Origin of the sequence: Nonomuraea africana (assembly GCF_014873535.1) — a bacterium.
In the GTDB taxonomy this organism is placed as follows: Bacteria; Actinomycetota; Actinomycetes; order Streptosporangiales; family Streptosporangiaceae; genus Nonomuraea; species Nonomuraea africana.
Genome location: NZ_JADBEF010000001.1, coordinates 1,438,038 through 1,461,570, shown reverse-complemented (window position 1 = coordinate 1,461,570; position 23,533 = coordinate 1,438,038). Strand labels below are relative to the sequence as shown.

Annotated in this window: 25 protein-coding genes; 16 read left to right on the top strand and 9 right to left on the bottom strand. The window is 71.1% G+C overall.

What is annotated here, in order from left to right; all coding sequences use genetic code 11:
* Positions 1-28 precede the first annotated feature (28 nt).
* A complete protein-coding gene (locus H4W81_RS06685) occupies positions 29-1,093 on the bottom strand; it encodes a calcium:cation antiporter (RefSeq protein WP_225958491.1) in 1,065 nt (354 codons plus the stop codon).
* Between the two features lie 59 nt (positions 1,094-1,152).
* On the opposite strand from H4W81_RS06685, the gene H4W81_RS06680 reads away from it, so the two are divergent.
* Positions 1,153-1,758, top strand: coding sequence for a TetR/AcrR family transcriptional regulator (locus H4W81_RS06680; RefSeq protein WP_225958490.1), 606 nt, complete (start codon positions 1,153-1,155; stop codon positions 1,756-1,758).
* 16 nt (positions 1,759-1,774) lie between these two features.
* Here H4W81_RS06680 and H4W81_RS06675 read toward each other — a convergent pair whose 3' ends face one another.
* Positions 1,775-2,242: a hypothetical protein gene (locus tag H4W81_RS06675; protein WP_192773971.1), complete on the bottom strand. Its 468-nt coding sequence runs from the start codon at positions 2,240-2,242 to the stop codon at positions 1,775-1,777.
* 72 nt (positions 2,243-2,314) lie between these two features.
* Between H4W81_RS06675 and H4W81_RS06670 the strand changes: the two genes are divergently transcribed.
* The 7 genes from H4W81_RS06670 to H4W81_RS06640 all read left to right on the top strand — a co-directional run bounded on the left by H4W81_RS06670 (position 2,315) and on the right by H4W81_RS06640 (position 8,714).
* The gene (locus H4W81_RS06670; RefSeq protein WP_192773970.1) at positions 2,315-2,752 is read left to right on the top strand and encodes a CBS domain-containing protein; all 438 of its coding nucleotides are present in this window, start codon (positions 2,315-2,317) and stop codon (positions 2,750-2,752) included.
* Positions 2,749-4,050, top strand: coding sequence for an ArsB/NhaD family transporter (locus H4W81_RS06665; protein WP_192773969.1), 1,302 nt, complete (start codon positions 2,749-2,751; stop codon positions 4,048-4,050). The genes H4W81_RS06670 and H4W81_RS06665 overlap by 4 nt, the downstream gene beginning before the upstream one ends.
* 23 nt (positions 4,051-4,073) lie before the next feature.
* Complete coding sequence (locus H4W81_RS06660; RefSeq protein WP_192773968.1) at positions 4,074-4,727, top strand: potassium channel family protein; 654 nt, start codon at positions 4,074-4,076, stop codon at positions 4,725-4,727.
* Positions 4,728-4,908: 181 nt separating this feature from the next.
* On the top strand, positions 4,909-5,790 hold the full coding sequence (locus H4W81_RS06655; protein ID WP_192773967.1) for an ABC transporter ATP-binding protein: 882 nt from the start codon (positions 4,909-4,911) through the stop codon (positions 5,788-5,790).
* Complete coding sequence (locus tag H4W81_RS06650) at positions 5,787-7,361, top strand: ABC transporter permease (RefSeq protein ID WP_192773966.1); 1,575 nt, start codon at positions 5,787-5,789, stop codon at positions 7,359-7,361. Before H4W81_RS06655 ends, H4W81_RS06650 begins: the two co-directional genes overlap by 4 nt.
* A 61-nt stretch (positions 7,362-7,422) precedes the next feature.
* On the top strand, positions 7,423-7,866 hold the full coding sequence (locus H4W81_RS06645) for a hypothetical protein (protein ID WP_192773965.1): 444 nt from the start codon (positions 7,423-7,425) through the stop codon (positions 7,864-7,866).
* Positions 7,851-8,714, top strand: coding sequence for a hypothetical protein (locus tag H4W81_RS06640; RefSeq protein ID WP_192773964.1), 864 nt, complete (start codon positions 7,851-7,853; stop codon positions 8,712-8,714). Before H4W81_RS06645 ends, H4W81_RS06640 begins: the two co-directional genes overlap by 16 nt.
* Here the strand turns inward: H4W81_RS06640 and H4W81_RS06635 are convergent.
* Both H4W81_RS06635 and lysS read right to left on the bottom strand, forming a co-directional pair.
* Entirely contained in the window at positions 8,610-8,996 is a 387-nt protein-coding gene (locus H4W81_RS06635; protein WP_192773963.1) for a thiol-disulfide oxidoreductase DCC family protein, read from the bottom strand. The genes H4W81_RS06640 and H4W81_RS06635 overlap by 105 nt on opposite strands.
* Positions 8,997-9,006: 10 nt before the next feature.
* The gene (gene lysS / locus H4W81_RS06630) at positions 9,007-10,668 is read right to left on the bottom strand and encodes a lysine--tRNA ligase (RefSeq protein ID WP_192773962.1); all 1,662 of its coding nucleotides are present in this window, start codon (positions 10,666-10,668) and stop codon (positions 9,007-9,009) included.
* A gap of 56 nt (positions 10,669-10,724) precedes the next feature.
* On the opposite strand from lysS, the gene H4W81_RS06625 reads away from it, so the two are divergent.
* Genes H4W81_RS06625 through H4W81_RS06615 form a run of 3 tightly spaced genes read left to right on the top strand, consistent with a single transcriptional unit; the run spans position 10,725 to position 12,266 of the window.
* Positions 10,725-11,258 carry a hypothetical protein gene (locus tag H4W81_RS06625; RefSeq protein ID WP_192773961.1) on the top strand — a complete coding sequence of 178 codons (534 nt, stop codon included), beginning with the start codon at positions 10,725-10,727 and terminating at the stop codon, positions 11,256-11,258.
* A gap of 10 nt (positions 11,259-11,268) precedes the next feature.
* Positions 11,269-11,616 (top strand): nuclear transport factor 2 family protein, encoded by a 348-nt coding sequence (locus tag H4W81_RS06620; protein WP_192773960.1) that lies wholly within the window; start codon positions 11,269-11,271, stop codon positions 11,614-11,616.
* Positions 11,613-12,266, top strand: a complete 654-nt coding sequence (locus H4W81_RS06615; protein WP_192773959.1) for an HAD family hydrolase — start codon at positions 11,613-11,615, stop codon at positions 12,264-12,266. The genes H4W81_RS06620 and H4W81_RS06615 overlap by 4 nt, the downstream gene beginning before the upstream one ends.
* Before the next feature lie 294 nt (positions 12,267-12,560).
* Here H4W81_RS06615 and H4W81_RS06610 read toward each other — a convergent pair whose 3' ends face one another.
* On the bottom strand, positions 12,561-15,494 hold the full coding sequence (locus H4W81_RS06610) for an AAA family ATPase (protein WP_318781565.1): 2,934 nt from the start codon (positions 15,492-15,494) through the stop codon (positions 12,561-12,563).
* A gap of 10 nt (positions 15,495-15,504) precedes the next feature.
* On the bottom strand, positions 15,505-16,200 hold the full coding sequence (locus tag H4W81_RS06605; RefSeq protein ID WP_192773958.1) for a hypothetical protein: 696 nt from the start codon (positions 16,198-16,200) through the stop codon (positions 15,505-15,507).
* A gap of 304 nt (positions 16,201-16,504) precedes the next feature.
* On the opposite strand from H4W81_RS06605, the gene H4W81_RS06600 reads away from it, so the two are divergent.
* Positions 16,505-16,798 carry a carboxymuconolactone decarboxylase family protein gene (locus H4W81_RS06600; RefSeq protein WP_192773957.1) on the top strand — a complete coding sequence of 98 codons (294 nt, stop codon included), beginning with the start codon at positions 16,505-16,507 and terminating at the stop codon, positions 16,796-16,798.
* Here the strand turns inward: H4W81_RS06600 and H4W81_RS06595 are convergent.
* Together H4W81_RS06595 and H4W81_RS06590 are read right to left on the bottom strand one after the other, a co-directional pair.
* Positions 16,788-17,240: a flavodoxin family protein gene (locus H4W81_RS06595; RefSeq protein WP_192773956.1), complete on the bottom strand. Its 453-nt coding sequence runs from the start codon at positions 17,238-17,240 to the stop codon at positions 16,788-16,790. The two genes, H4W81_RS06600 and H4W81_RS06595, sit on opposite strands and share 11 nt — an antisense overlap.
* Entirely contained in the window at positions 17,237-18,412 is a 1,176-nt protein-coding gene (locus H4W81_RS06590) for a PQQ-dependent sugar dehydrogenase (RefSeq protein WP_318781564.1), read from the bottom strand. The genes H4W81_RS06595 and H4W81_RS06590 overlap by 4 nt, the downstream gene beginning before the upstream one ends.
* A 93-nt stretch (positions 18,413-18,505) precedes the next feature.
* Between H4W81_RS06590 and H4W81_RS06585 the strand changes: the two genes are divergently transcribed.
* From H4W81_RS06585 to H4W81_RS06570, 4 genes are all read left to right on the top strand, one after another.
* A complete protein-coding gene (locus H4W81_RS06585) occupies positions 18,506-19,258 on the top strand; it encodes an SDR family NAD(P)-dependent oxidoreductase (RefSeq protein WP_192773955.1) in 753 nt (250 codons plus the stop codon).
* Between the two features lie 59 nt (positions 19,259-19,317).
* Positions 19,318-20,874, top strand: a complete 1,557-nt coding sequence (locus H4W81_RS06580) for a phospholipase D family protein (RefSeq protein WP_192773954.1) — start codon at positions 19,318-19,320, stop codon at positions 20,872-20,874.
* A gap of 76 nt (positions 20,875-20,950) precedes the next feature.
* Positions 20,951-21,568 carry a pyridoxamine 5'-phosphate oxidase family protein gene (locus H4W81_RS06575; protein ID WP_192773953.1) on the top strand — a complete coding sequence of 206 codons (618 nt, stop codon included), beginning with the start codon at positions 20,951-20,953 and terminating at the stop codon, positions 21,566-21,568.
* Positions 21,569-21,570: 2 nt separating this feature from the next.
* The gene (locus H4W81_RS06570; RefSeq protein WP_192780659.1) at positions 21,571-22,140 is read left to right on the top strand and encodes a CGNR zinc finger domain-containing protein; all 570 of its coding nucleotides are present in this window, start codon (positions 21,571-21,573) and stop codon (positions 22,138-22,140) included.
* A 74-nt stretch (positions 22,141-22,214) separates the two neighbouring features.
* Here H4W81_RS06570 and H4W81_RS06565 read toward each other — a convergent pair whose 3' ends face one another.
* A complete protein-coding gene (locus H4W81_RS06565) occupies positions 22,215-23,429 on the bottom strand; it encodes an ABC transporter ATP-binding protein (protein WP_192773952.1) in 1,215 nt (404 codons plus the stop codon).
* Positions 23,430-23,533 lie beyond the last annotated feature (104 nt).

Sequence of the window (23,533 nt, the reverse complement as noted above, 5' to 3'; positions counted from 1 at the left end):
AATGCGCAGGTTCCGATTAAAGGGGAGATCAGGGGCTTACGGCAAGGAAGAGGAACGCACCGAAAAGCACCAGATGGACGGTTCCCTGCATGAGTGTCGCCCTTCCCGGAGCGACCGTCAGCGTTGTGACCACCACGGTCAGCGCGAGCAGGACGATCTGGAGCGGTCCAAGGCCGAGCGCGAGACTGCCGCCGGTGACGATCGTGACGACCGCGATCGCCGGGATGGTCAGGCCGATGCTCGCCAGCGCCGACCCCAGCGCGAGGTTGAAGCTGTTCTGCACCCTGTCGCGGGCGGCGGCGCGTACGGCGGCGGCCGTCTCGGGCAGCAGCACCAGCATCGCGATCGCCACGCCGACCGTGGTGTGCGGCGCGCCGATCGCCCTGACGCTCGCCTCGATGGCCGGCGAGGCGGTCTTGGCCAGGCCGACGACGGCGACCAGGCAGACCACCAGCAGGCCGAGGCTGATCAGCGCGGTGCGCGCGGGCGGCGGGTCGGCGTGGTCGTCCTCGCCCTTCGCCTGGACGGGCAGGAAGTAGTCGCGGTGGCGCACGGTCTGCATGAAGACGAACACGCCGTAGAGGATCAGCGAGGCGACGCCGGCGAAGGCCAGCTGCGCGGTCGAGTACGTCGGGCCCGGCGTGGTCACCGTGAAGGACGGCAGCACCAGCGCGAGCGTCGCGACCGCGCTCAGCGTGGCCAGCGCCGCGGTCACGCCCTCCACCCTGAACTCCAGCACCCGGTGCTTGAGCGCGCCGACGAGCAGACACAGGCCCATCACGCCGTTGCACACGATCATGAAAGCGGAGAACACCGTGTCGCGGGCCAGCGACTCCGACCCCTCGCCGCCCGCGCTCATCATCATGACGATCAGGCCGACCTCGATGACCGTGACCGCGATGGCGAGGATCAGCGTGCCGAACGGCTCGCCCACCCGGTGGGCCACCACCTCCGCGTGGTGCACGGCGGCGATCACCGCGCCGATCAGGGCGAGGGCGACGACCGCCACGAGTGGGCCGCCGGGCGAGCGGCCCCACGTGAGCACGAGTACCAGGCAGGCGACGATGGGCACGACAAGGGTCCAACGCATCATGTGATCACACTAGCGAACCCACTTGACGGAGTGAGTACTCACTCCTTAGCGTGCCTGCCATGACGACGACCGCCCCGCCCCGGCGCCGCGCGCCGGGCATGAGCCCAGACCAGCGCCGCGCCATGATCGTCGCAGCCGCGCTGCCCCTGGTCGCCGAGTACGGCACCGCCGTGACGACCAGCCAGATCGCCCGCGCCGCCGGGATCGGCGAGGCGACCGTCTTCCGCGTGTTCGCCGACAAGGAGGCGGTGCTCGACGCCTGCATGGCCGAGGCGCTGCGGCCCGACCACGCCGTCGAGTCGATCGCCGCCATCCCCCTCGACCAGCCGCTGGCCGACCGGCTGACCGAGGCGGCCGACGCGCTGGCGGCCCACCTGGCGCGCGTCGGCCCGGTCGCGGGCGCGCTGATGGCCTCGGGACACGCCAGGCGCCAGCCCGCCGGTGCCAATTCGGGCGCCCACTCGGGAGACCGGGAGCGCTCCATGGAGCCGATCAGGGCCGCGCTCGCCGAGCTGTTCGAGCCCGGCTCCCTGCGGGTCCCCGCCGACCAGGCCGCGGCCGTCTTCCTCGGCCTGCTGTTCGCCCGCGACAGGACCGGCGATCCGGGCACGGCCGCCCTGGTCGAGATCTTCATGCACGGCGCGCTGCGCGGGGAGCGGGCGTGAACGGCGCGCCGCGGGGTCACGTCACCTCGCTGAGCCTGCCCTCGCCCGAGACCCTGAGCGCGGCCTGCGGCCCGCCTTCGCCGCAGTCGGGCCCGTTGGGGAAGCGGCCCTGCGGCGTGACCGTCAGCGACTCGTCCAGCACCGTGTCACCGTTGGCCCCCGTCAGCTTCACCCGCACCTTCACCGCGGCCTTCGGCAGCCCGGCGACCTCGCCGAAGCCGCGCTTGCCGTCCGTGGGGGCGAGCCTCGCCCGGCAGCCGTTCGCGTCGCAGGTCTGCATGGCGACCTGGTCGGCCACGTGCAGCGGCGGCCTGGCCGTCGTGCAGGAGCCGTTCCAGCAGGCCGTCAGCTCCGCCGCCGACACCCTGGCCGCCAGCGGAGAGTCGATCGCCAGCGAGACCCCGACGGGGGTGCCGACGAGCGTGCAGATCCTCTCGGCACCGCAACCGGGCAGCGCGAGCAGCACGCTCAGGACGGGAAGCACTGTCAGCCGACCTTTCACACCTCCACAGACGTGAGACGACCGCGACAGGTTCACCCTTGATACCGTCGAAATGTGCGCGCTCGTGATCTGGTCGCGGATTTCCCCGTCGTCGGGCTCGACTCCCCCGCGATAGAGGCGGCGCGGCTGCTGGCCGACCAGGACCTGCCAGGGCTGATCGTCGTCGACGCCTCGGGGTCGCCCTGCACGATCCTGCCCGGCACCCAGGTGCTTCGGCTGGCCGTCCCCCGCTACTGCCAGGACGACCCCGCGCTGGCGCGGGTGGTGGACGAGGAGCACGCCGACCGGTTCCTGCTCGCGCTCGACGGCCTGTCGGTGCGCCAGTGCCTGCCCGAGGAGCATCGGGAGCTGCCGGTGGCCCGGCCAGAGGCGACGGTGCTCGAGCTGGCGGCGCTGATGGCGCGCACCCGCAGCCCGCTCGTCGCGGTCGTGGAGCGCGGCCGGCTGCTGGGTGCGGTCACGCTCCAGGCGCTGCTGGACAGAGTCCTGTGACTTTTCTGGCCTGGATCACCCTTGTGGTCTTTCTGTGCTCCTATGCCCTGATAGCGACCGAGCGGGTCCATCGCGTCGCGGCGGCCCTGGGCGGCGCGGGGGTCATGCTGCTCATTCACGCCACGGGAGCCGAGGCCGCGTTCTTCTCCGAGGACACGGGCATCGACTGGAACGTCATCCTGCTCCTGCTCGGCATGATGATCATTGTCGGGGTGCTCAAGGAGACCGGCGTCTTCGAGTTCCTGGCCATCTGGGCGGCCAAACGGGCCAGAGGCCGTCCCTTCCGGTTGATGGTGCTGCTGATCATCATCACCGCCTCCGCGTCGGCGCTGCTCGACAACGTGACCACCGTGCTGCTGATCGCGCCGGTGACCTTCCTGGTCTGCGAACGGCTGGCGCTGCCCGTCGCGCCGTACCTGATCGCCGAGGCGATGGCCTCCAACATCGGCGGCACCGCGACGCTGGTCGGCGACCCGCCCAACATCATCATCGCCAGCAGGGGCGGGCTGTCGTTCAACGACTTCCTGTCCAACCTCGCGCCGCTGGTCGTCGTGCTGGTCGTGATCTTCATCGGGTTGTGCAGGTTCCTCTTCCGCAAGGCGTTCGTCTACCACCCCGAGCGCGCGGCCGAGATCATGGCGCTCAACGAGCGGGAGGCCATCCGCGACCGGCCACTGCTGTGGCAGTCGCTCGGCGTGCTCGTCCTCGTGATGGCCGCCTTCGTGCTGCACCCCGTGCTGCACTACGAGCCCTCGGTCGTGGCGCTGCTGGGCGCGGGCGTGCTGGTGGCCGCCACCAAGGTCACCACCGAGCAGGCCATCGCCGAGGTCGAGTGGCCGACCCTGGTCTTCTTCGCGGGCCTGTTCGTCATGGTGGGCGCGCTGGTGGAGACGGGCGTCATCGGCGAGGTCTCCGACCGGGTCGTCGACGTCACCGGCGGCGATCTCCAGCTCACCACGATGGTGCTGCTGTGGGGCTCGGCGGGTATCTCGGCGATCGTGGACAACATCCCGTACGTGGCCACGATGAGCCCGATCGTCGCCGACCTGGTCAACGCCACCGGCGGCGACGGTCCGGCGCAGGTGCTGTGGTGGGCGCTGGCCGTCGGCGCCGACCTCGGCGGCAACGCCACGGCCGTGGGAGCGGCGGCGAACGTGGTCGTCCTCGGCATCGCGGCGCGGAACAGGACCCCCATCAGCTTCTGGGAATTCACCAGATACGGTCTAGTCGTAACCTTTGTGACGGTTCTTGCGAGCGTGCCCTACTTTTGGGTGCGATATTTGGCAACGGCTACCTGAGGAACGGGTCATAGTTGGTTGACATGAGGAACGACCCGGTCGTCGTGATCGGCCTCGGCCGGTTCGGCACCGCGCTCGCACTGGAGCTGACCAGACGCGGCACCGAGGTGCTGGCCATCGACAACCGTCCCAAGGTCGTCCAGGCCCTCTCCGGTCAGATCACCCAGATCGCCGCGGCCGACTCCACCGACCTCGAGTCGCTCACCCAGCTCGGCGTGCCCGACTTCTACCGGGCCGTCGTCGCGATCGGCAGCGACCTGGAGGCCAGCATCCTGACCACGTCCCTCCTGGTGGACATGGAGATCGACGACATCTGGGCCAAGGCGGTCAGCAGGCAGCACGGCCAGATCCTCAGCAGGATCGGCTGCCACCACGTCGTCCTGCCCGAGCACGACATGGGCGAGCGCGTGGCCCATCTGGTGAGCGGGCGGATGCTCGACTACATGCAGGTGGACGCCGGGTTCGCGCTGGCCAAGACCCGGCCGCCGAAGGACTACGTGGGGATCCGGCTCGGCGCGTCGGGGCTGCGCAAGAAGTTCGGGGTGACCGTCGTCGCCGTCAAGAGCCCCGGCCAGGAGTTCACCTACGCCACGGCCGACACGGAGCTCACCTATGGGGACGTCATCCTGGTCTCCGGCCGCACCGAAGACGTGGAGCGCTTCGCCGAACTCCCCTAGCTCCCACCCCGCCAAGAGGCAGCAGGCAGGTCCATCCGGCGACCGCCCGTGCTGTTCTCACGTCCATCATGTTTCCATGACCGCCGTCTAGGCGAGATCGTCGGGCGGTGCTAACGTCACGAGCGGAGCGCCGGGAAGCCTGGTCGGCATAAGGATGAAGCCCCTATCAGGGAGGCGCCCCATGCCAGCCGTGCTCACCAGCGCTCTCACCAAGCGGTACGGCCACGTCAAAGCCCTCGACGGCCTCGACCTCACCGTGGAGACCGGCGAGGTGCACGGCTTCCTCGGCCCCAACGGCGCCGGCAAGACCACCACCCTGCGCATCCTGCTCGGCCTGATCAGGGCCGGCGGAGGCCACGCGGAGCTGCTCGGCGGCGATCCCTGGCGCGACGCGGTGGAGCTGCACAGGAGGCTCGCCTACGTGCCGGGCGACGTGACGCTGTGGCCCTCGCTGTCCGGCGGGGAGGCGATCGACGTGCTCGGCAGGCTCCGCGGCGGGCTCGACCGGCGCCGCAGGGCCAGGCTGCTCGAGCGGTTCGACCTCGACCCGACCAAGAAGGGCCGCACCTACTCCAAGGGCAACAGGCAGAAGGTGGCCCTCGTCGCCGCGCTGGCCTCGGACGTGGAGCTGCTCCTGTTCGACGAGCCGACCGCCGGGCTCGATCCGCTCATGGAGGCCGTCTTCAGGGACTGCGTCAACGAGGAGCGCGCCAGGGGCCGGACGGTGCTGCTGTCGAGCCACATCCTGTCCGAGGTCGAGGCCCTGTGCGACCGGGTGACGATCATCAGGGACGGCCGCGCCGTGGAGAGCGGCACGCTGGCCCAGCTGCGCCACCTCACCAGGACCTCGATCAGCGCCGAGCTGGCCGGGCCCGCCGAGCTCGACTTACCCGGCGTCCACGACCTCACGGTCGACGGCGGCAGGGTGCGGTGCGAGGTCGACGCCGACCGGCTCGACGCGGTGCTGAGAGCGCTCACCGACGCGGGCGTGCGCAGCCTCACCTGCCGGCCGCCCACGCTGGAGCAGCTGTTCCTGCGCCACTACCAGGCGGTGGAGCGATGACGGGCACGCTCGCCCTGCTGTGGCTGGCGCTGCGCCGCGACCGGGTGATGCTCCCGGTCTGGGTGGCCGTCGTGGTGGCCGTGGTGATCGCCACCGCGTCGGCGATCGCCGAGCTCTACGACGACCCCGCCCAGCGCCTCCTGCTCGACTCGACGGTCGCGGCCAACCCCGCGCTGGTGGCCATGACCGGCCCGATCTTCGACCCCACGTCGCTCGGCGGGCTGACCGCCTGGCGGGTGTGCGGGGTCGCCACCGTCCTGGTGGCGCTCATGAGCGTGATCCTGGTGATCAGGCACACCAGGGCCGAGGAGGAGAGCGGCAGGGCCGAGCTGGTCGGCTCGGCCGTCGTGGGCCGCCACGCGCTGCCCGCCGCCGCGGTGATCCTGGTGGCCGCCGCCGACCTCGCGGCCGGGCTGGCCGTCACGGCAGCTCTCGCGGGGCTCGGCCTCCAGGGCGCCTTCGCGTTCGGCATGTCGATCGCCGGGACCGGCTGGCTGTTCGCGGGGCTGGCCGTCCTGGCCGCGCAGCTGACCCAGCACGCCCACACCGCCTCCGCCATCGGGCACGCCTCGGTCGGCGTGGCCTTCGTGCTGCGGGCCGCGGGTGACGCTTCGGGCCTGGAGTGGCTGTCGTGGACCTCGCCGCTCGGGTGGGCGCAGCGGGTGCGGCCGTTCGCCGGAGAACAGTGGTGGGTGCTCGGCCTGCTCGCCGCCGTCGCGCTCGGGCTGGTCGGCGCGGCCGTCCTGCTGGCCAGGCGGCGCGATCTCGGCGCCGGACTGCTGCCCGCCAGGCGCGGCCCCGCGGCGGCCGCCAGGCATCTCGCGCCGGCCTGGCGCATGCACCGCGCGACCCTGCTCGGCTGGACGATCGCCTTCGCCGCCGTCGGCACTCTGTTCGGGCTGCTCGCCCAGAGCATCACCGCGCTGGTCACCGACAACCCGCAGATCGCCGAGCTGCTGGCCAGGCTGGGCGGCGACGAGGGAACGCTGGTCGACACCTTCTTCGCCACCGAGCTCGGCCTCCTCGGCCTGGTGGCGGGCGGCTACGCCGTCGACGCCACGCTCAGGCTGCGCGCGGAGGAGCAGGCGGGCCGCGCCGAACCCGTGCTCGCCACGGCCGTTCCGCGCTGGCGGTGGGCCGCCGGCCACCTGGCCCTGGCGCTGGCCGGAACCACGCTGATCCTGGCCGCCGGCGGTCTGGGCGCGGGCCTCGCGCACGGGCTGCGCGTCGGCGACGTGAGCGGGCAGCTGCCGCGCCTGCTCGCCGCCGCGCTCGCCCAGGCTCCCGCGGCCTGGGTGCTGGCCGGGCTGGCGATGCTGCTGTTCGGGGCGCTCCCCCGGCTGACCGGGCTGGCGTGGGCGGCGCTGCTGGCCTGCGTGCTGCTCGGCGAGCTGGGCCAGCTGCTCCAGATCGACGAGGCGATCAGGCGCGTCTCGCCGTACGAGCACCTGCCGAGCCTGCCGGGGGCCGGCGCGGGGGCCGCGCCGTTCCTGTGGCTCGGCGCGGTCGCGGCCGCGCTCGTGGCCGCGGGCCTGCTGGCCTTCCGCCGCCGCGATCTGACCGGGCCCTGAGCCATGGACCAGTGCCGGAAATGTCATGATCATTCATGAAATAATCTGCTAGCTTGCTGGCATGCGGGGCGGTTTATCCAGGCGGGGCAAGGCATGGCGGCTGACCGCGGCGGGGGCCGTGCTCGCCGCTCTCGGCTACGGCACGGTCCTGGGGGACGACGATCTGTTCCCCTTCGGGCCCATGGTGCAGTACGCCTTCAGCATCCCGCCCGACGGCGAGATCAAGTCGCTGCACCTGCACGCCGAGACCGCGGCGGGCACCAGGGTGGAGATCCCGATCGAGCCCTACTACGTCGGCATCCGCAGGGCCGAGCTGGAGGGCCAGCTCAGCCGCTACCTCGCCCATCCCGAGCTGTTACAGGGCCTGGCCGACGCCCACGCCAGGATCAGGCCCGCCGACCCGAGGCTCACCAAGCTCATCGTGGTCACCAAGGTGATCACGCTCAGGGACCGCCGTCCCGCGTGGACGACGAACGTGGAGAGGCTGTCATGGGTGGTGCGCTAGATCGCTGGTGGTTCCCGCCCATCTCGCCGCGACGCGTGCGGATCCTCTCCGTGGTCGTCTACCTGTTCCTCCCGCTGGACATGATCCTGTTCACCGGCGGCGTCTGGGGCAACGCGGGCAACCCGACCGGCTACCGGCCCGTGCTGGTGGCCCGGCTGCTGCACCTGCCGGGCGCCAACCCCACGCTGGTCTACGCGCTGTTCGCGGTGGTGGTCGGCGCGGCGCTGGTGGCCGCCTGGGGCAGGGCGCCCCGCGCGGCCGGTTACACGGTCGCGGCCGGCTACCTCTACTGGGCGCTGCTGGCGATGTCGTACGGCAAGGTCGACCACGACCATCTCGCGCTGATCGTCGCCCTGTTCGTGCTGCCCACCGCCGCCCGCGCGGGAGAGCAGGCAGCCGGGTGGGCGATCAGGTGCGTCCAGATCGCGGTCGTCGCCACCTACTTCCTGTCGGCCTACGCCAAGATCAGGCACGGCGGCTGGGAGTGGCCGAACGGCGCCACCTTCCAGTGGGCGGTCAGCAGGCGCGGCACGTTCTTCGGCGAGTTCGTCGCCGCCGTGCCGGGCGCGCTGCTGATCGGGCAGTGGATCGTGCTGCTGGCCGAGACGGCCGCGCCGGTGCTGCTGTTCACCCGCGGGCGCGTCCTGTACGCCGGGGTCGCCTTCTTCGCGCTGTTCCACCTGATGACGTGGGCGGCGATCACGATCCACTTCCTGCCGCACGTGATCTGCCTGCTGGTCTTCCTACCGCTGGAGCGGGCGGCGATCGGCGGGAAGCGCGCACGCGGGGGTGCCGCCGGGCAGCCGGCCCCGGTTGTCGGCGACGGCGCGGTAGAGCCCGTGCGCTAGCCAGCGCACCGGCGGCACCCGCAGCAGCAGGCCCAGCGCGCTCCACGGCAGCCCCGCGTGGATCAGCAGCTTGGCCACGGCCTGCGCGCCGCCGAAGGCCCTGCCCCGCCGATCGATCCACAGCAGCTCGTACTCGGCCCGCTTCCTGGTCACCCCCAGCTCGCCGAGGTCGGCGAACTGCCAGGCGATGATCGTCGCATCGGGGCGCAGGTAACGTTCGACGAAACGCACGCAGGTGGTGCAGAAGCCGCAGTCGCCGTCGAAGACGAGCACAGGTCTCATGATCTGCACTCTATGCCCCGAGGAGCTTGCGGACGCGATCGGCCCCGACGGCCAAGAGCAGCGTGGGCAGCCTCGGACCGGTGTCGCGGCCGACGAGCAGCGCGTAGAGGAGGGCGAAGAACTCCCGCTGCGCCGTCTTCAGCTCGGGCGTCGCCTTCGCGTCGGCGGGCAGCCCCGCCTGGAGCTTGGGCACGCCGTACACCAGGGCGGTCAGCCCCTCCAGCGACCAGTGCTCCTCCAGCCCGTCGAGCAGCAGCCGCAGCGACTCGCGCTGCTCGTCGCCGAGCCCCGCCAGCAGGTCCGCGTCGGGCTCGGCCAGGACGGTGGTGCGCTGATCGGCGGGCACCTGCGTGCTCACCCACCGCTGCGCCCGGTCGAGGCGAGGACGCACCAGCGCCAGGTCGGTGATCGGGTCGGCGGGGTCGAGCTCGCGCAGGATCCGCAGCGTCTGCTCCTCGTCGCCGGTGGTCACGTCCGCGATCGAGGCCAGCATCCGGTACGGCACCCGCCGCTCGGTCGACTCGAGCGGCCCCTCCGCCGTGCGCACCGCCCTGGAGTGGGCGGTCAGGTCGGCGGGCAGCGCCTGGCCGTCGGCCACCTTGCGCTCCAGCGCGTCCCACTCGTCGTAGAGGCGCTGGATCTCCTGGTCGAAGGCGACCTTGAACGACTGGGCGGGCTTGCGGCGCGCGTACATCCAGCGCAGCAGCGGCGCCTCCATGATCTCCAGCGCGTCGGCCGCGGTCGGCACGCCGCCCCTGGAGCTGCTCATCTTCGCCATGCCGCTGATGCCGACGAAGGCGTAGCGCGGGCCGATCGGCTGCCGGCCGCCGAACACCTCGCCGACCAGGTGCCCGCCGACCTCGAAGGAGGAGCCGGGCGAGGTGTGGTCGACGCCCGAGGGCTCGAAGACGACGCCCTCGTAGGCCCAGCGCATCGGCCAGTCGACCTTCCACACCAGCTTTCCGCGGTCGTGGGTCGCCAGTCGTACGGTCTCGCCGTAGCCGCACGCGCAGGTGTAGGCCAGCTCGGTCGTCTCGTCGTCGTAGCCGGTGACGGTGGTGAGGTCGCGCCCGCACAGCGCGCAGTAGGGCTTGTACGGGTAGTAGCCCGCCTCCTCCTCGGCCGCGCCCGAGCCCTCGAGCGCCGCGGCCTCGTCGGCGTCCTTCGCCTTGGGCTTGGCCTTGGTGCGGAAGCGGGACAGGACCGCGTCGATGCGGTCGCGCTCGCGCATCGCGTGCAGGATCTGCTCGCGGTAGGCGCCCGACGTGTACTGCTTGGTCTGGCTGATGCCGCGGTAGGTCACGCCCAGCCTGGCCAGCGCGGAGATCATCGGCGTCTTGAAGTGCTCGGCCCAGTTGGGGTACGCGCTGCCGGGCGGGGCGGGGACCGAGGTGAGCGGCTTGCCGATGTGCTCGGCCCACTCCTCGGGGATGCCGGCGGGCACCTTCCTGAAGCGGTCGTAGTCGTCCCACGACAGCAGGTGGACGCAGTCGAGTCCGCGCCGCCTGATCTCGTCGGCCACCAGGTGCGGGGTCATGACCTCGCGCAGGTTGCCCAGGTGGATCGGGCCCGAGGGGCTGAGCCCCGAGGCGCAGACGATCGCTTTGCCGGGAGCGCGGCGCTCGGCCTCGGCGATGACGTCGTCCGCGAGTTGGGAGACCCAATCGGTCATGGAACAACCCTTCCATCGAGGTGTGGCGACCCATTCTTCCCGAAGAATGAGGACTCATGGACTGGACTCCCCTTCGCCGCCGCTTTCGCGACGCTCCCCTGCACCCGCCACCCGCCCCCTGGCGGCGCGTGCCCGTACAGCAGGTGGGGGGTCTCACCGACGTCGGCTTCGGCTCCCGGCCGGCGGCCTCCGACCTCCTGCTCGTCGCCTCCAGCGCCGGCAGGGGCGTCTTCGACTGCGTGAGCGGCGAGCGGGTGGCCCGCGACCACGAGGACGTCCACCCCGACGATCCGCTGGTCCGCGGGGGCATCGGGCCGCTGGCGGGCGTCGGGGTCCCGATGGCCGGGCTGTGGGGCGGCGGCCTGCACACCACGACCGCCGACGGATGGGCGGTCCATCTCGTCGCCCCCGACTGGCCGGTCGAGAGCGTGCTCCTCTCCCAGGACGACGAGCCGTACCAGGGCTCCCGCTGGTGGCACATCCACCGCGAGGAGGGCTGCGAGTTGCGGGCCTTCGGCTTCTCCTCCAGTGGCAGGACCCTGGTCATCGCCTCGGCCTGCGACCTCATCCTCTTCTCCCGTCAGGGGTAGGAAAGTGTCCATGACCGATCTCGCGACATGGATGGACGCCTACATCCGGGCGTGGCACACCAACGACCCCGACGACATCGCCGCCCTGTTCACCGAGGACGCCGCCTACTTCACCGAGCCCTACGCCGAGCCGTGGCGCGGACGTGACACGATCGTCCGCGAGTGGCTGGCGCGCAAGGACGAGGACGGCCCTGCGGCGTTCGAGTACGAACCCGTCGCCGTCGAGGGTCGGACGGCCGCCGTCAAGGGCGTCACGACCTATCCCGACCGGGTCTTCAGCAACCTGTGGGTGATCAGGCTGGACGGCGAGGGCCGCTGCGCCGAGTTCATCGAGTACTGGATGGAGCACCCCGCATGAGACCTCCGGTCATTTTCGACCTCGACGGCGTGCTCGTCGACTCCGAGCCGGTGTGGGAGGAGGTCCGCAGGGCCTTCGTCGCCGAGCACGGCGGCACCTGGCGGGCGGACACCCAGTCGCGGTTGATGGGCATGAGCACCGGCGAGTGGTCGGCCTACCTGGCCGAGCTCGGGGTACGGCTGACGCCTCAGCAGATCGCGCGCGGAGTGGTCGGGCAGATGGCCGAGCGCTATCGGCACGGCGTCCCGCTCCTGCCCGGCGCGAAGGAGGCGGTCGTACGGCTGGCGGCGGGCCGGCCGCTGGGCCTGGCCAGCTCCTCGCCCCGCGCGCTGATCGACGTGGTCCTGGACGCCACGGGCCTGGGCACGTACTTCGGCGCGACGGTCTCCACCGAGGAGGTGGCATACGGCAAGCCCGCCCCCGACGGCTACCTGGAGGCGGCCTCGCGCCTGGGCGTGGACCCGGGCGGATGCGTGGCGGTGGAGGACTCCAGCAACGGGCTGCGGTCGGCGCACGCGGCGGGGATGCGGGTGATCGCGGTCCCGCACCCCGTCTACCCGCCCGCTCCCGACGCCCTGGCGCTGGCCGCCGAGATCGTCAAGTCCCTGGACGACCTGACCCCCGACCTGGTGGACTCCCTGACCCGCTGACCCTCCCCCCGCCATCGTGCGGCCCTGATGCTCTCCCCCCTTCCAGCCCTTCGACCTCGCCAGCCCGACGAGGCCGCATGGGGAACCGAGCAAGGGGATGGGGTGGGACCCGACAAGGGGATCTGATGGGAGCCGGCGAGGGGTGTGGGGAGCCCGGTGAAGGCAGGCGGGGGTAGCGCGGCAGGGGATGCGTGGGAGCCCGGCCCCCCACGCGCGAACCCCGCCCGCGCCGCCCGCGACGGCCCGTGCCCCCAGCCCAGCAGGACCCGTGCCCCCTAGCCCAAGCGCCGCCCCCTAACCCAACGGTCGGTCGTCGGGGCCGCGTTGGCCGTCGTAGCCGAGCAGACGCATCGCCGTCTCCGGATCCATCGCCGCGGCCAGCAGCTGCGCCCGCGCGTTGGCCCTGTCGCGCTCCTGCTCGGCCCGTCTCTGAGCGGCGCGCACCGACTTCACCGCGAGTAGCGCCACCCCGATCCCTACCACGATCGCGACCACGATGATGAACAGGACCAGCAGCAGCCCGGGCGAGAGAGCTCCCGCCACCGCGCCCGTCGCCGCCAGCGCGCCGAACACCGCGAGGCCCACCAGCACGATCACCGCCCCGGCGACCACCCACACCGTGGCGGGCGACCGGCGGGCGGGCGGCGGTTCCGCCGTGCCGAAGCCGGTGCCCCCACCCTGGACCGCGCCGTAGCCGTTCCCCGCACTGTGGACCGCACCGTGGACCGCGCCCTGGACGGCACCGCCGGACGGGCCGTTCAGAACGGCAGGGGCCGGCGCCGCGGAGAGCGCGGGGTCGGGCGCCCACGGGACGAACTCGGGCCGGGACTCCTCACCGGGCACGAGCGCGGCTCCCACCGGCGACGAGCCAGTCTCGTGGACCACGTCGGCCGGGACGACCTCGGCCTCCACGGTCACGGGCCCAGGCAGGTTGCGCTCGACCCTGTTGTGCTCGCGGTGCGCCCTGGCCGCGTCGCGGTGGTACTCCTCGAGCTCCTCGAGGAGCTCCGCCGAGCGGTAGATCGTGCCGTCCACCAGCGGCCCGGGCCGGCCTTCGAGGACCGCGACCACGTCCTCGCCGTTGAGCGTCTTGTGCGTCTCCAGCGCGTGCGCCAGGCACAGCACCTCGCGCCGGTGCTCACGCAGCAGTTCCTCGGTCTGCTCCAGCAGCCTGACCAGGTTGAACTCGACGCGCTCGCTGAGGTGCTCGGGGACCGCACCCTCGCGCGGCGCCGGATCCTGGGCGAGCCCCTGCTGTCCGCGCATCGCCTTGCCCGCGTGGATGCCGAGCTCCTGCAGCGCCGGCAGCGACGCGATGCCCGTGCCCATGCCCCAGTGCGACTCCATGAGACCCACCAGGTACGTCGCCGACATCAGGTCGCCCGAGACGCCGGAGGAGTTGTCGTCGCCGAAGAACATCCGCTCCCCCGCGAGCGAGGCGAGCGAGACCATGATGTCGGCCTCGTGCTCGGACTTCCACCGGGTGAACTGGTCCTCGGGCTTGATGGAGGCGACCATGCCGAGGTAGTCGGCGCCCTTCTCGATCGTGGCGATGTCGATCTCGAGGTGGTAGCGGGTGCGGTAGGCGACGACCGCGTGGCAGGCCTCGTGGACGGCGACCGCGTGCCGTTCGCGCTCGATGTACTCAACGTCCTCGGGCGGCCCGAGCTGCTTGAGCCGCTTGGCCCGCAGCACGTCGGTCCAGGTGATGACCTCGCGCCCGTCGCGGATCGTGGTGATCAGCGCCTCGTTCACCAGGTCCTTGATCGTGGCGCCGGTGGCGTACGGGGTGATGGTGGCGAGCTTGTCGATCTGCTCGTCGGTCAGCTCGTGCCGGACCTTGGCGAAGTAGCCCTGGTAGGTGCGGACCCTGCCCGCCTTGGACGGGTAGCCGACCTTGTAGATGCGGTCGATGCGGCCGGGCCGCAGCAACGCCTCGTCGAGGGCGTCGGGCATGTTGGTCGCCATCATGACGAGGATGCGGTACTTGGGCGGCGGCTTGGGCCGCATGCCGAGCGCGCGCCGGACGAGCCTGTTGAACAGGCCGCGCGGCTTCTTCAGCCCTGACAGCTCGGTGAGCAGCGCCTGCAGGGTGCCCATGTCGCCGCTGCCGCCGTTCATGCCGCCGCCCATGAAGAAGCGGTTCTCCTCGGCGCCGGTCGCGGGCCTGGTGAGCAGGACCGAGCGGGAGTGCTCGGACAGGTAGTTCAGGCCGTGGCAGCCGTCGGCGGTGAAGCCCTGCCCCGGAGGCGCCTGTCCCGCGAGCCGGCCCCTGCGGCCGAGGGAGTCGGCCTCGTCGAAGAAGACGATCACGCCGCCGTAGCGGAGCGCGAGCTTGCGCAACTTCCTGAAAAGCGCCTTCACCTTCAGGATGCCGATGCCCATGAACATGTTGACGAAGGCGCCGGGGTCGACGAAGACGTACGGCTTGCCGGTCTCCCCCGCCACGGCCTCGGCCATCAGCGTCTTGCCCGTTCCGGGCGGGCCCCACAGCAGCAGGCCGCTGGGCACGTAACCGCCCTTGGCCTCGATGGCGTCGGGCTGCTCCAGGAAGACGATGTTCTCCTTGACGCGCTCGACCACGTGGTCCTGTCCCCACACGTCGCGGAAGCGGGTCTTGATGTCGTCGGGATAGTAGGTCTCCACGCCGCCGCGCGACAGGAACCAGAACAGTCCGACGAACTGGAAGATGATGAAGAAGAACGCGAAGGCCAGCTGGGCGACGTACGGCAGCGCCTGGAAGAGCAGCGCGGGCGCCTGGAAGAGGGCCAGGAACGGGCTGGTGTCGAGGACCGCGCCCAGCACGAGGGCGAGCAGCGTGACCCAGAACAGGATCTTGATGAGCCTGGCCAGGCGGAACCTCGTCCAGTCGCTGAACGTGCGGTGCGTCCAGCGCTCGAAACCGCCGAAGACCCCCCTGCTCCAGAAGCGGTGGTAGCCGGCCGAGCGCTCACTGACGAAGAAGTGGACCTGCCTGACGAACTCGGCGCCGAGCAGGTAGAAGATCCAGGGATGGTTCTCGCCGATCCGGCGCAGGGCGTCGTCGAAGGGCATGATGCCCGCGTAGTCGGCCATCTCCTTCCACGCCAGCACGAGGAAGGCGAGGGACAGCACAAAAAGGATCTTGATCCGGTCCCAGAAGGCCATCCGCTTGCGGGTCAGGGTGTCGGGATCGACGGGGCCGCTGCCGGGAGCGCGCAGGCCGCCCTCTTGGTAGGTCGTGGTCACTGTGGCACCCTCATCCCGGCAACTTGAGCAGCTTGAAGGATTCGGCGATCTTGTCGAACTCCGCGGCCCGCTTGCCGAAGCACTCGGCCGTGCAGCGGATCAGCAGCACCGACACGGTTCCGCCGGTCTTGTCCAGATAGGCCGTCTGGTCGAAGGTCTGGACCGTGTCGCCGATCTGGTAGTTGAAGCGCACCCGCACGCCACGCGCGCCGTCACCGAGCGAGAGCTGCTGGTCGTTGAGCAGTTCGAACCCGGTGAGCATGGGCTGCTGCCCGGCCTCCATCAGCCGCTGGGCGTAGGCCTGCCGCATCTCCTCGGTCACCGGCAGCACGAAGTCGCGCATCGTGTTGAGGGAGACCATGTTGCGCTGGGGCTCGGTGAGCAGGTGAACGGTCGAGTAGACGAACGGGTCCTGGGAGCCCAGCAGGTGGTCGGCCGCCGGTTCGGCGGACTGGTCGAAAGCGGTCGACCAGACCAGCTGCTTGCGCAGCTTCGCCGTCTCCGAGTTGGGATGGTCACCGCTGAGCAGGAGATCGATCTGCGTGGAGTCGATCTTCGAGAAGGAGGCGGGCACCCTGAAGTAGGTGGTCCCCTCCCTGTCGCGCACGTAGGTGTACTCCGCCTGACCACAGGCGGCGGTTCCGGCCACCAAGAAGGCCGCGACCGTGATCGCGGCCCTTCTCGTCCAAGCCCGTGTCTCTTTCACCAGGGCTTACCTCCGCGTTACCCGCCAACGCATAGGTTGTGCCCGTTTTTGCCGTCTAATCTCCTCTTTGAGAGAGAAGTCTTGACCAAATCTTGGCCGACACAAGGCTTCATTTGTTACAGATCGTCGAAGTGCGAGTTATTCATCCCCAAGATGACTCGCTCTCCCTGTCTCTACCGGTTGCGCAACGTTTGCGCAACCGGCGCACGGAGATGATGTCTTCTCGAAGGGCCTATCCCCTGACGCCGAACTGGCGAAGGATAAGGAGCTTCGGATCCCCCTCCCGCCTCGCCCGGAGCGCGCCATGAACGAACCCCTCAACTTCGCCATGACCGTGGAGCACCTGTTCGCCGAGGTGTGGTCGCGCGACGCGATCAGCGACCGCGACCGCCGCCTGCTCCTCGTCGGGCTGCTGGTCGGCCAAGGACTCGACGAGGCGGTCGAGGTGCAACTGGAGACCGCGCTGCGCACCGGCGATCTGTCCGCGGAGGAGCTGAGGGAGGCGGTCGTCTTCCTCACGCACTACGCGGGCTGGGCCCGTGGCGCCAGGCTCAGCGCCCTTGCGGAGAACCTGATCGAGCGGGTGGTCATGGGCTGACCGTCGCCGCCACCGTCGCTCCCAGCTCCCAGCACGCCTCGAGGTCCGCCTTGGTGACGGCGCCGATCACCACGACCGGCGCCGTCACCGGCCGCCAGCCGAGCCCGCCCGTGATCGACTCGACCGCGCGCACCGCGCCCGTGGCGTCGTTGTTGCCGTGCACGTACAGCCCGTACGGCAGCCGCCGCGTCTCCTCCAGGCACGGGTAGTAGATCGTGTCGAAGAAGTGCTTGAGCGCCCCGCTCATGTAGCCGATGTTGGCGGGGGTGCCGAGGATGATCGCGTCGGCGGCGAACACGTCGGCGGCGGTGGCCTGGAGCGCGGCCCTCGTCACGACCTCGACGCCCTCGATCTCGTCGGTGGCGGCGCCCTCGCGCGTCTTCTGCAGCAGCTCGTGGGTGGCGGGTGAGGCGGTGTGGTGCACGATCAGCACCCTGCTCACGGGGCGTCCACCCGGTAGACGGGCCCCTGGAGGCTGAGCGCGTAGAGCTCGCTGTCGTTGCCCTGGCCGAAGGACGACAGCTGCTCGACCTTGCCCACCTCGACGGTCCTGGCGGGGTCGTCGACGGGCGCCGCCCTGATCCAGCCCGCGCAGAAGTCGCCGTAGAGGAAGTGCCCGCGCAGGCCAGGGATCTTGGTGCCCCGGTAGACGTACCCGGCGATCACCGAGCAGCTGCCGCCTTCGCCCAGCTGGTAGGTGATGACGGGCTCGACGGCCGCCTCCGCCTCGACCCCCTGGTCGAAGGGCCGGTCGCCCTCGAAGGCGTTCCATCCGTAGTTGCGGCCGCCGCGTCCCCTGGGCTCGTGGTCGACCTCCTCCCAGGAGTCCTGGCCCACGTCGCCGATCCAGAGGTCGCCCGTCTCCTTGTCGAAGCTGAAGCGCCAGGGGTTGCGCAGGCCGTACGCCCAGATCTCGGGCCTCGCGCCGCGGGTGTCCTTGAACGGGTTGTCCTCGGGGACGACGTAGGGCTCGCCGCGTGGATCGATGCGCAGGATCTTGCCCAGCCACGTGGTGAGCTTCTGGCCGTTGCCCTGGGGGTCGCCGCCGCCCCCGCCGTCGCCGAGCCCGATGTAGAGATAGCCGTCGGGACCGAAGGCCAGCTGCCCGCCGTTGTGGTTGGCGTACGGCTGGTCCTGGGTGAGCACGTCGCGACGCTGCTTCGCCGTGGTGCCGTCGAAGGCCCACTCGGTGACGTGCGTGGTGCCCTCGGCGTCGGTCCAGTCGAGGTAGAGCCACTTGCCCGACGGGTGGAAGGCGACGCCGAGCAGGCCCTGCTCGTTGCCCTTGCTGACCTCGGCCGACAGGTCGACGATCATTGTCGTGCGGGCGCCCTTCACCGCGTGCAGCCTGCCGCCCTGCTCGGCGATGTAGACCGCGTCGTCCCCCTTGCGCACGGCGAAGGCGACGGGCTTGTCGAACTGCGCGATCTGGGTGAACCTCAGCTTCGCCGGCAGGCCCTCGCCCGCGCCGGCCGAAGCCCTCGGCATCGCGCTCGCGGTCACGCTCGGGGTGGACGAGGGGGTCGCCTGCACGGGCGTCACAGCCGCCGGCGGGGCGGCCGAACAGGCGGTCAGTGCCGTGACCAGCACGGCGGTGGGTAGCGCGAGGCGCACGCTGTCGATCCTCTCATGTGGTCTCTTCCTACCGTCCCTACGTCTCCCGCCCGCGGAAGGTTCTCCGGGGTCTCCTGGGGTTACGCTGACGGCATGCCTACCGCACTGATCACGGGCGCGACCGCCGGCATCGGCGCGGCGTTCGCCCGCCGCCTGGCCGCCGACGGCTTCTCGCTGGTCCTCGTCTCGCGCGACGAGTCCAGGCTCGCCGAGACGGCCGGCCGGCTCAAGCTGAGGTACGGCGTCGCCGTCGAGACCCTCCCCGCCGACCTCGCCACCGACGACGGGCTCGAGGTCGTGGAGTCTCGGCTGCGCGACGGCGTCGACCTCCTGGTCAACAACGCCGGCTTCGGCCATCAGGGCCGCTTCCTCGAGGTCCCGGTCGAGGACGAGCTGCGCATGCTCAAGCTGCACTGCGAGGCCGTGCTCAGGCTCACGCTGGCCGTCCTGCCCGGGATGCGCGCCCGCGGCAGGGGCGCGGTCGTCAACGTGGCGTCGGTGGCGGCGTTCTTCACCCGCGGCACCTATAGCGCCTCCAAGGCCTGGGTGGTCAATTTCAGCGAGTCGACGGCCGCCGAGCTGGGCAACCCGCGCATCCGCGTCATGGCGCTGTGCCCCGGCTTCGTGCGCACCGAGTTCCACGAGCGGGCCGCCATGGACGTCTCCGGCATTCCCGACTTCCTCTGGCTCAAGGCCGACGACGTGGTCAACGCCGCGATGCGCGACCTCGCGCTCGGCAGGCGGGTCTGCGTGCCCGACCTCCGTTACAAGGCGATCGTCGCCGTCGGGAAGCTCATCCCGCGGAGCCTGACCCAGCAGGTCTCCGCGCGCATCGGCCGCGAGTGAACGTCTAGAGCGCGCGATCGGGGGCACCTTGAGGGTTCAGGCGACCCGCGGGAGGTGCGGTGCGGCTCGAGGACTGGTTCCTCACCGGCGAAGAACGGGGCAACCCCTCGACCAGGCTCGCGGCATGGACGAGGGGAAACCTGGTGCGTCCGCTCATCCACGGCGCGACCTACTTCGCCGAGCTCGCCGCCTGTGTGGACGAGCTCGGCAAGGACGACCTGCTGCTGTTCGCCGACTGGCGCGGCGATCCCGACGAGCTGCTCGCCGACGAAGGACGGGCGGTGGCCAAGGCCATGGCCGCCGCCGCCCGCAGGGGCGCCCTGGTCAGAGGCCTGATCTGGCGTTCGCACCTCGACTTCCTGCGCTTCAGCTCCGCCGAGAACAGGCACCTGGGTGAGGAGATCGAGGCGGCGGGCGGTCAGGCCCTGCTCGACACCCGGGTACGGCACGGCGGCTCGCACCACCAGAAGTTCGTCATCCTGCGCCACGACCGCGATCCCGGCAGGGACGTGGCCTTCGTCGGCGGCATCGACCTGTGCCACAGCCGCCGCGACGACGCCGCCCATCTCGGCGATCCGCAGGCCGCGCCCATGCCGGGTTCGTACAGCGAGCGCCCGCCCTGGCACGACGTGCAGGTGGCCATTCGCGGCCCGGCGGTGGCCGAGGTGGAGAAGGTGTTCTGCGAGCGCTGGGAGGACCCCGCTCCCGAGACCCGTCAGCCGATCAGGCGGCTGCGCGACCGCGTGCAGCGGATGGCCGACGTGCCGCCGCTGCCCGAGCCGGGACCGCCGCCCGACCCCGTGGGCCCGCACGCCGTCCAGCTGCTGAGGACCTATCCGCACCTGCGCCGCGCCTATCCGTTCGCGCCGGAGGGCGAGCGGAGCGTGGCCAGGGCCTACCACAAGGTGCTGGGCCGGGCCCGGTCGATCGTCTACCTGGAGGACCAGTACCTGTGGTCCACGGAGGTGATCGAGCCGTTCGCCGAGGCGTTGGAGCGGGAGCCGGAGCTCCGCATGATCATCGTGGTGCCCCGCCACCCGGATCAGGACGGCTGGCTGGCCGGGCCTGCCAGCCTGATCGGCAGGTCCGAGGCGCTGGCCAGGCTGACGCGCGCCGGCGAGGGCCGGGTCGCGGTCTACGACCTGGAGAACCACCGCGGCACGCCGGTGTACGTGCACGCCAAGGTGTGCGTGGTGGACGACGTGTGGGCCGGCGTCGGCTCCGACAACGTCAACCTGCGCTCGTGGACGTTCGACTCCGAGCTGAGCTGCGCGGTGATCGACGAGGAGGCCGATCCGCGCCCGCCGTACGGTGCCGCCGGGTACGCCAGGCGGCTGAGGCTCGCGCTCGCCGCCGAGCACCTCGATCGCGACCCCGGCGACGTGGACGACCTGTGCGACCCCGTGGCCGCCTTCGAGGCGTTCGCCGAGTCGGCGGCCAGGCTGGAGGCCTGGCACGACGGCGGGCGCAGGGGGCCGCGCCCGCCGGGCCGGCTGCGCCCGCACCCGCAGCCGGAGCTCGGCCGCGTGCGCAGGGCGCTGGCCATGCCGTTGTACCGGATGGTGATCGACCCCGACGGGCGTCCGCCGCGGCTGCGCCGTTCGAAGGACTTCTGACGCGGACCGCTGGGCGGGAATCGATCGACGCTTCTAACGCTTACATCCATATGTAACCGTTAGTTTCGGAGGCGTCATGAGCAGTCGGTTCGCACAGATCGCGTTCACCCCCGGCGTCCAGCGGCACCAGCTGGCCCACGGCAGCGACCGCGCCTATCGCAGGATGACGGAGGGCGCGCGGGGCGCCGACCGGCTCGGCGCCGACGAGCGGCTGTTCATCGGCGAGCGCGACAGCTTCTACCTGGCCACCGTCGGCGAGACCGGCTGGCCGTACATCCAGCACCGCGGCGGGCCGCCCGGGTTCCTGCGGGTGCTCGACGAGCACACGCTCGGCTTCGCCGACTTCCGCGGCAACCGGCAGTACATCACCCGCGGCAACCTGGACCACGACGACCGGGTCTCGCTGTTCCTGATGGACTACGTGAACAAGGGCAGGCTGAAGCTGTTCGGCAGGGCGCGCGTGGTGGAGGACGACCCCGACCTGATCGGACGGCTGGCCGTGGACGGCTACCCTGGCAAGGTGGAACGGGCCGTGCTGATCGACGTCGAGGGCTTCGACTGGAACTGCTCGCAGCACATCCCCGAGCTCTACCCCCGCGACCTCGTGGAGCGGGCGCTCGGGTCGGCCCGTGACCGCATCGCCGCGCTGGAGCGCGAGAACGCGCGACTTCGCGGCAGGCAGGCCGTGACGTGAGCATGACGACCGGTCCCCTGCTGGGCGAGCCGCTGCCGATCGAGCTGGCCAACACCGCCTACGCCGTGCGCGGCCGGCCGCGCGAGGGCCTGCCGTCGGCCGAGCACCTGGCCGCCTGGCTGGAGAGCGTGCGGTCCAGGCTGCCCCTGCCGCTCCCGAGCGAGCTCGTCGTCACCGAGGCCGACCTGGCGAGCGCCCGCGAGCTGCGCGCGAGCGTCAGGGCGCTGGCCGAGGCGGCCGTCACCGGCGCCGCTCCCCCGGCCCGCGCTCTCGCCACGCTGAACGAGCGGTCGAGGTCGGCTCCCCGCTGGCGCGAGCTGCGCTGGGACGGCCGGCCCGTCGCGCTGACGCACGCCGCCGCGCCGCCCGTCGCCGCCGCGCTGTCGGCGGTCGCCGAGGCCGCGGTCGACCTGTTCGCGGGGCCCGGCCTGGCCGCCCTGCGGGCCTGCCAGGGGCCGGGGTGCGTGCTGTTCTTCGTGAAGGACCACCCGCGCCGCGAGTGGTGCTCGGCCGGCTGCGGCAGCAGGGCCCGCGCCGCCAGGCACTACGAGCGCGCGCGCGAAGGTCGCTGACCGCCGTCCCAGGAGACGAAAAGATCCCCCCGCCGCGGGAGGGGGTCGCGGCGGGGGGACGTTCTCTTCGCTGACTAGCGGTTGGCCTCGTGGCCGATGGCCAGGCCGCTGGTGGAGTCGAAGAAGTGCAGGTTGTGCGTGTCGACGACCAGGTCGATCGTCTGGCCGGGGCGCACGTGGCTGCGGGCGTTGACGCGGGCCGTCCACAGCGACTTGTCGCCGACCAGCGGCAGCGTGGCCTCTTCCTCGTCACCGGTGTCCTGGGCGGCGACGGTGTCCTTGTGCTCGACCGGCGGGGCGTCGATCAGGAACAGCACGTTGATCTCGGAGCCGAGCTCCTCGGTGACCTCGGCCTTGGCGGGCAGGGTGGCCCAGCCGTTGGCGTGGCTGCCGGCGGCGCTGGCGTCCTCGAAGTCGGAGGGGCGGATGCCGAGGATGAGCGACTTGCCGATGTACTGGTCGAGGCCGGGCTTCTCGGTGAAGGTCGAGGCCGGGATCTGCAGCTTGACGTCGGCGAAGGTCACAGCCGCGCCGTCGCCGTCGCGGACCACCTGGGCGGTGACGAAGTTCATGGACGGCGAGCCCATGAAGCCGGCGACGAACAGGTTGACCGGCTTGTCGAACAGGTTCTGCGGGGTGTCGACCTGCTGGAGCAGGCCGTCGCGCAGGACGCACACCCTGTCACCCAGGGTCATGGCCTCGACCTGGTCGTGCGTGACGTAGACGGTGGTGACGCCGAGGCGCTCGTGCATCTGGTTCAGCGAGGCGCGCATGGAGACGCGGAGCTTGGCGTCCAGGTTGGACAGCGGCTCGTCCATGAGGAAGGCCTGCGGCTCGCGGACGATGGCGCGGCCCATGGCGACACGCTGGCGCTGACCACCGGAGAGGGCGGCCGGCTTGCGCTTGAGGTAGGTCTCGAGGCCGAGCATCTTGGCGGCCTCGTTGACGCGCTTCTGGATCTCCGGCTTGGGCATCTTGCGGAGCTTGAGACCGAAGGCGAGGTTCTCCTCGACGGTCATGTGGGGGTAGAGCGCGTAGTTCTGGAAGACCATCGCGATGTCGCGGTCCTTCGGCGGGAGGTGGTTGACCACCTTGTCGCCGATGGAGATCTCGCCGCCGCTGATGTCCTCCAGGCCGGCGATCATCCGCAGCGCGGTCGACTTGCCGCAACCGGACGGGCCGACCAGCACCATGAACTCGCCGTCCTTGATCTCAAGGTTCAGCCCGTTCACTGCCTTCACGCCACCGGCGTAGATCTTGTCGACATTTGACAGGACGATGGATGCCATGACATTCCTTCGCGCAACGGGCGGGGGCCCGGATGACCGTGGGGGTGACCACTCGGTGTGGATACGTTTTCATGAATCTCACCTGAAACGGACATGACTGTCAA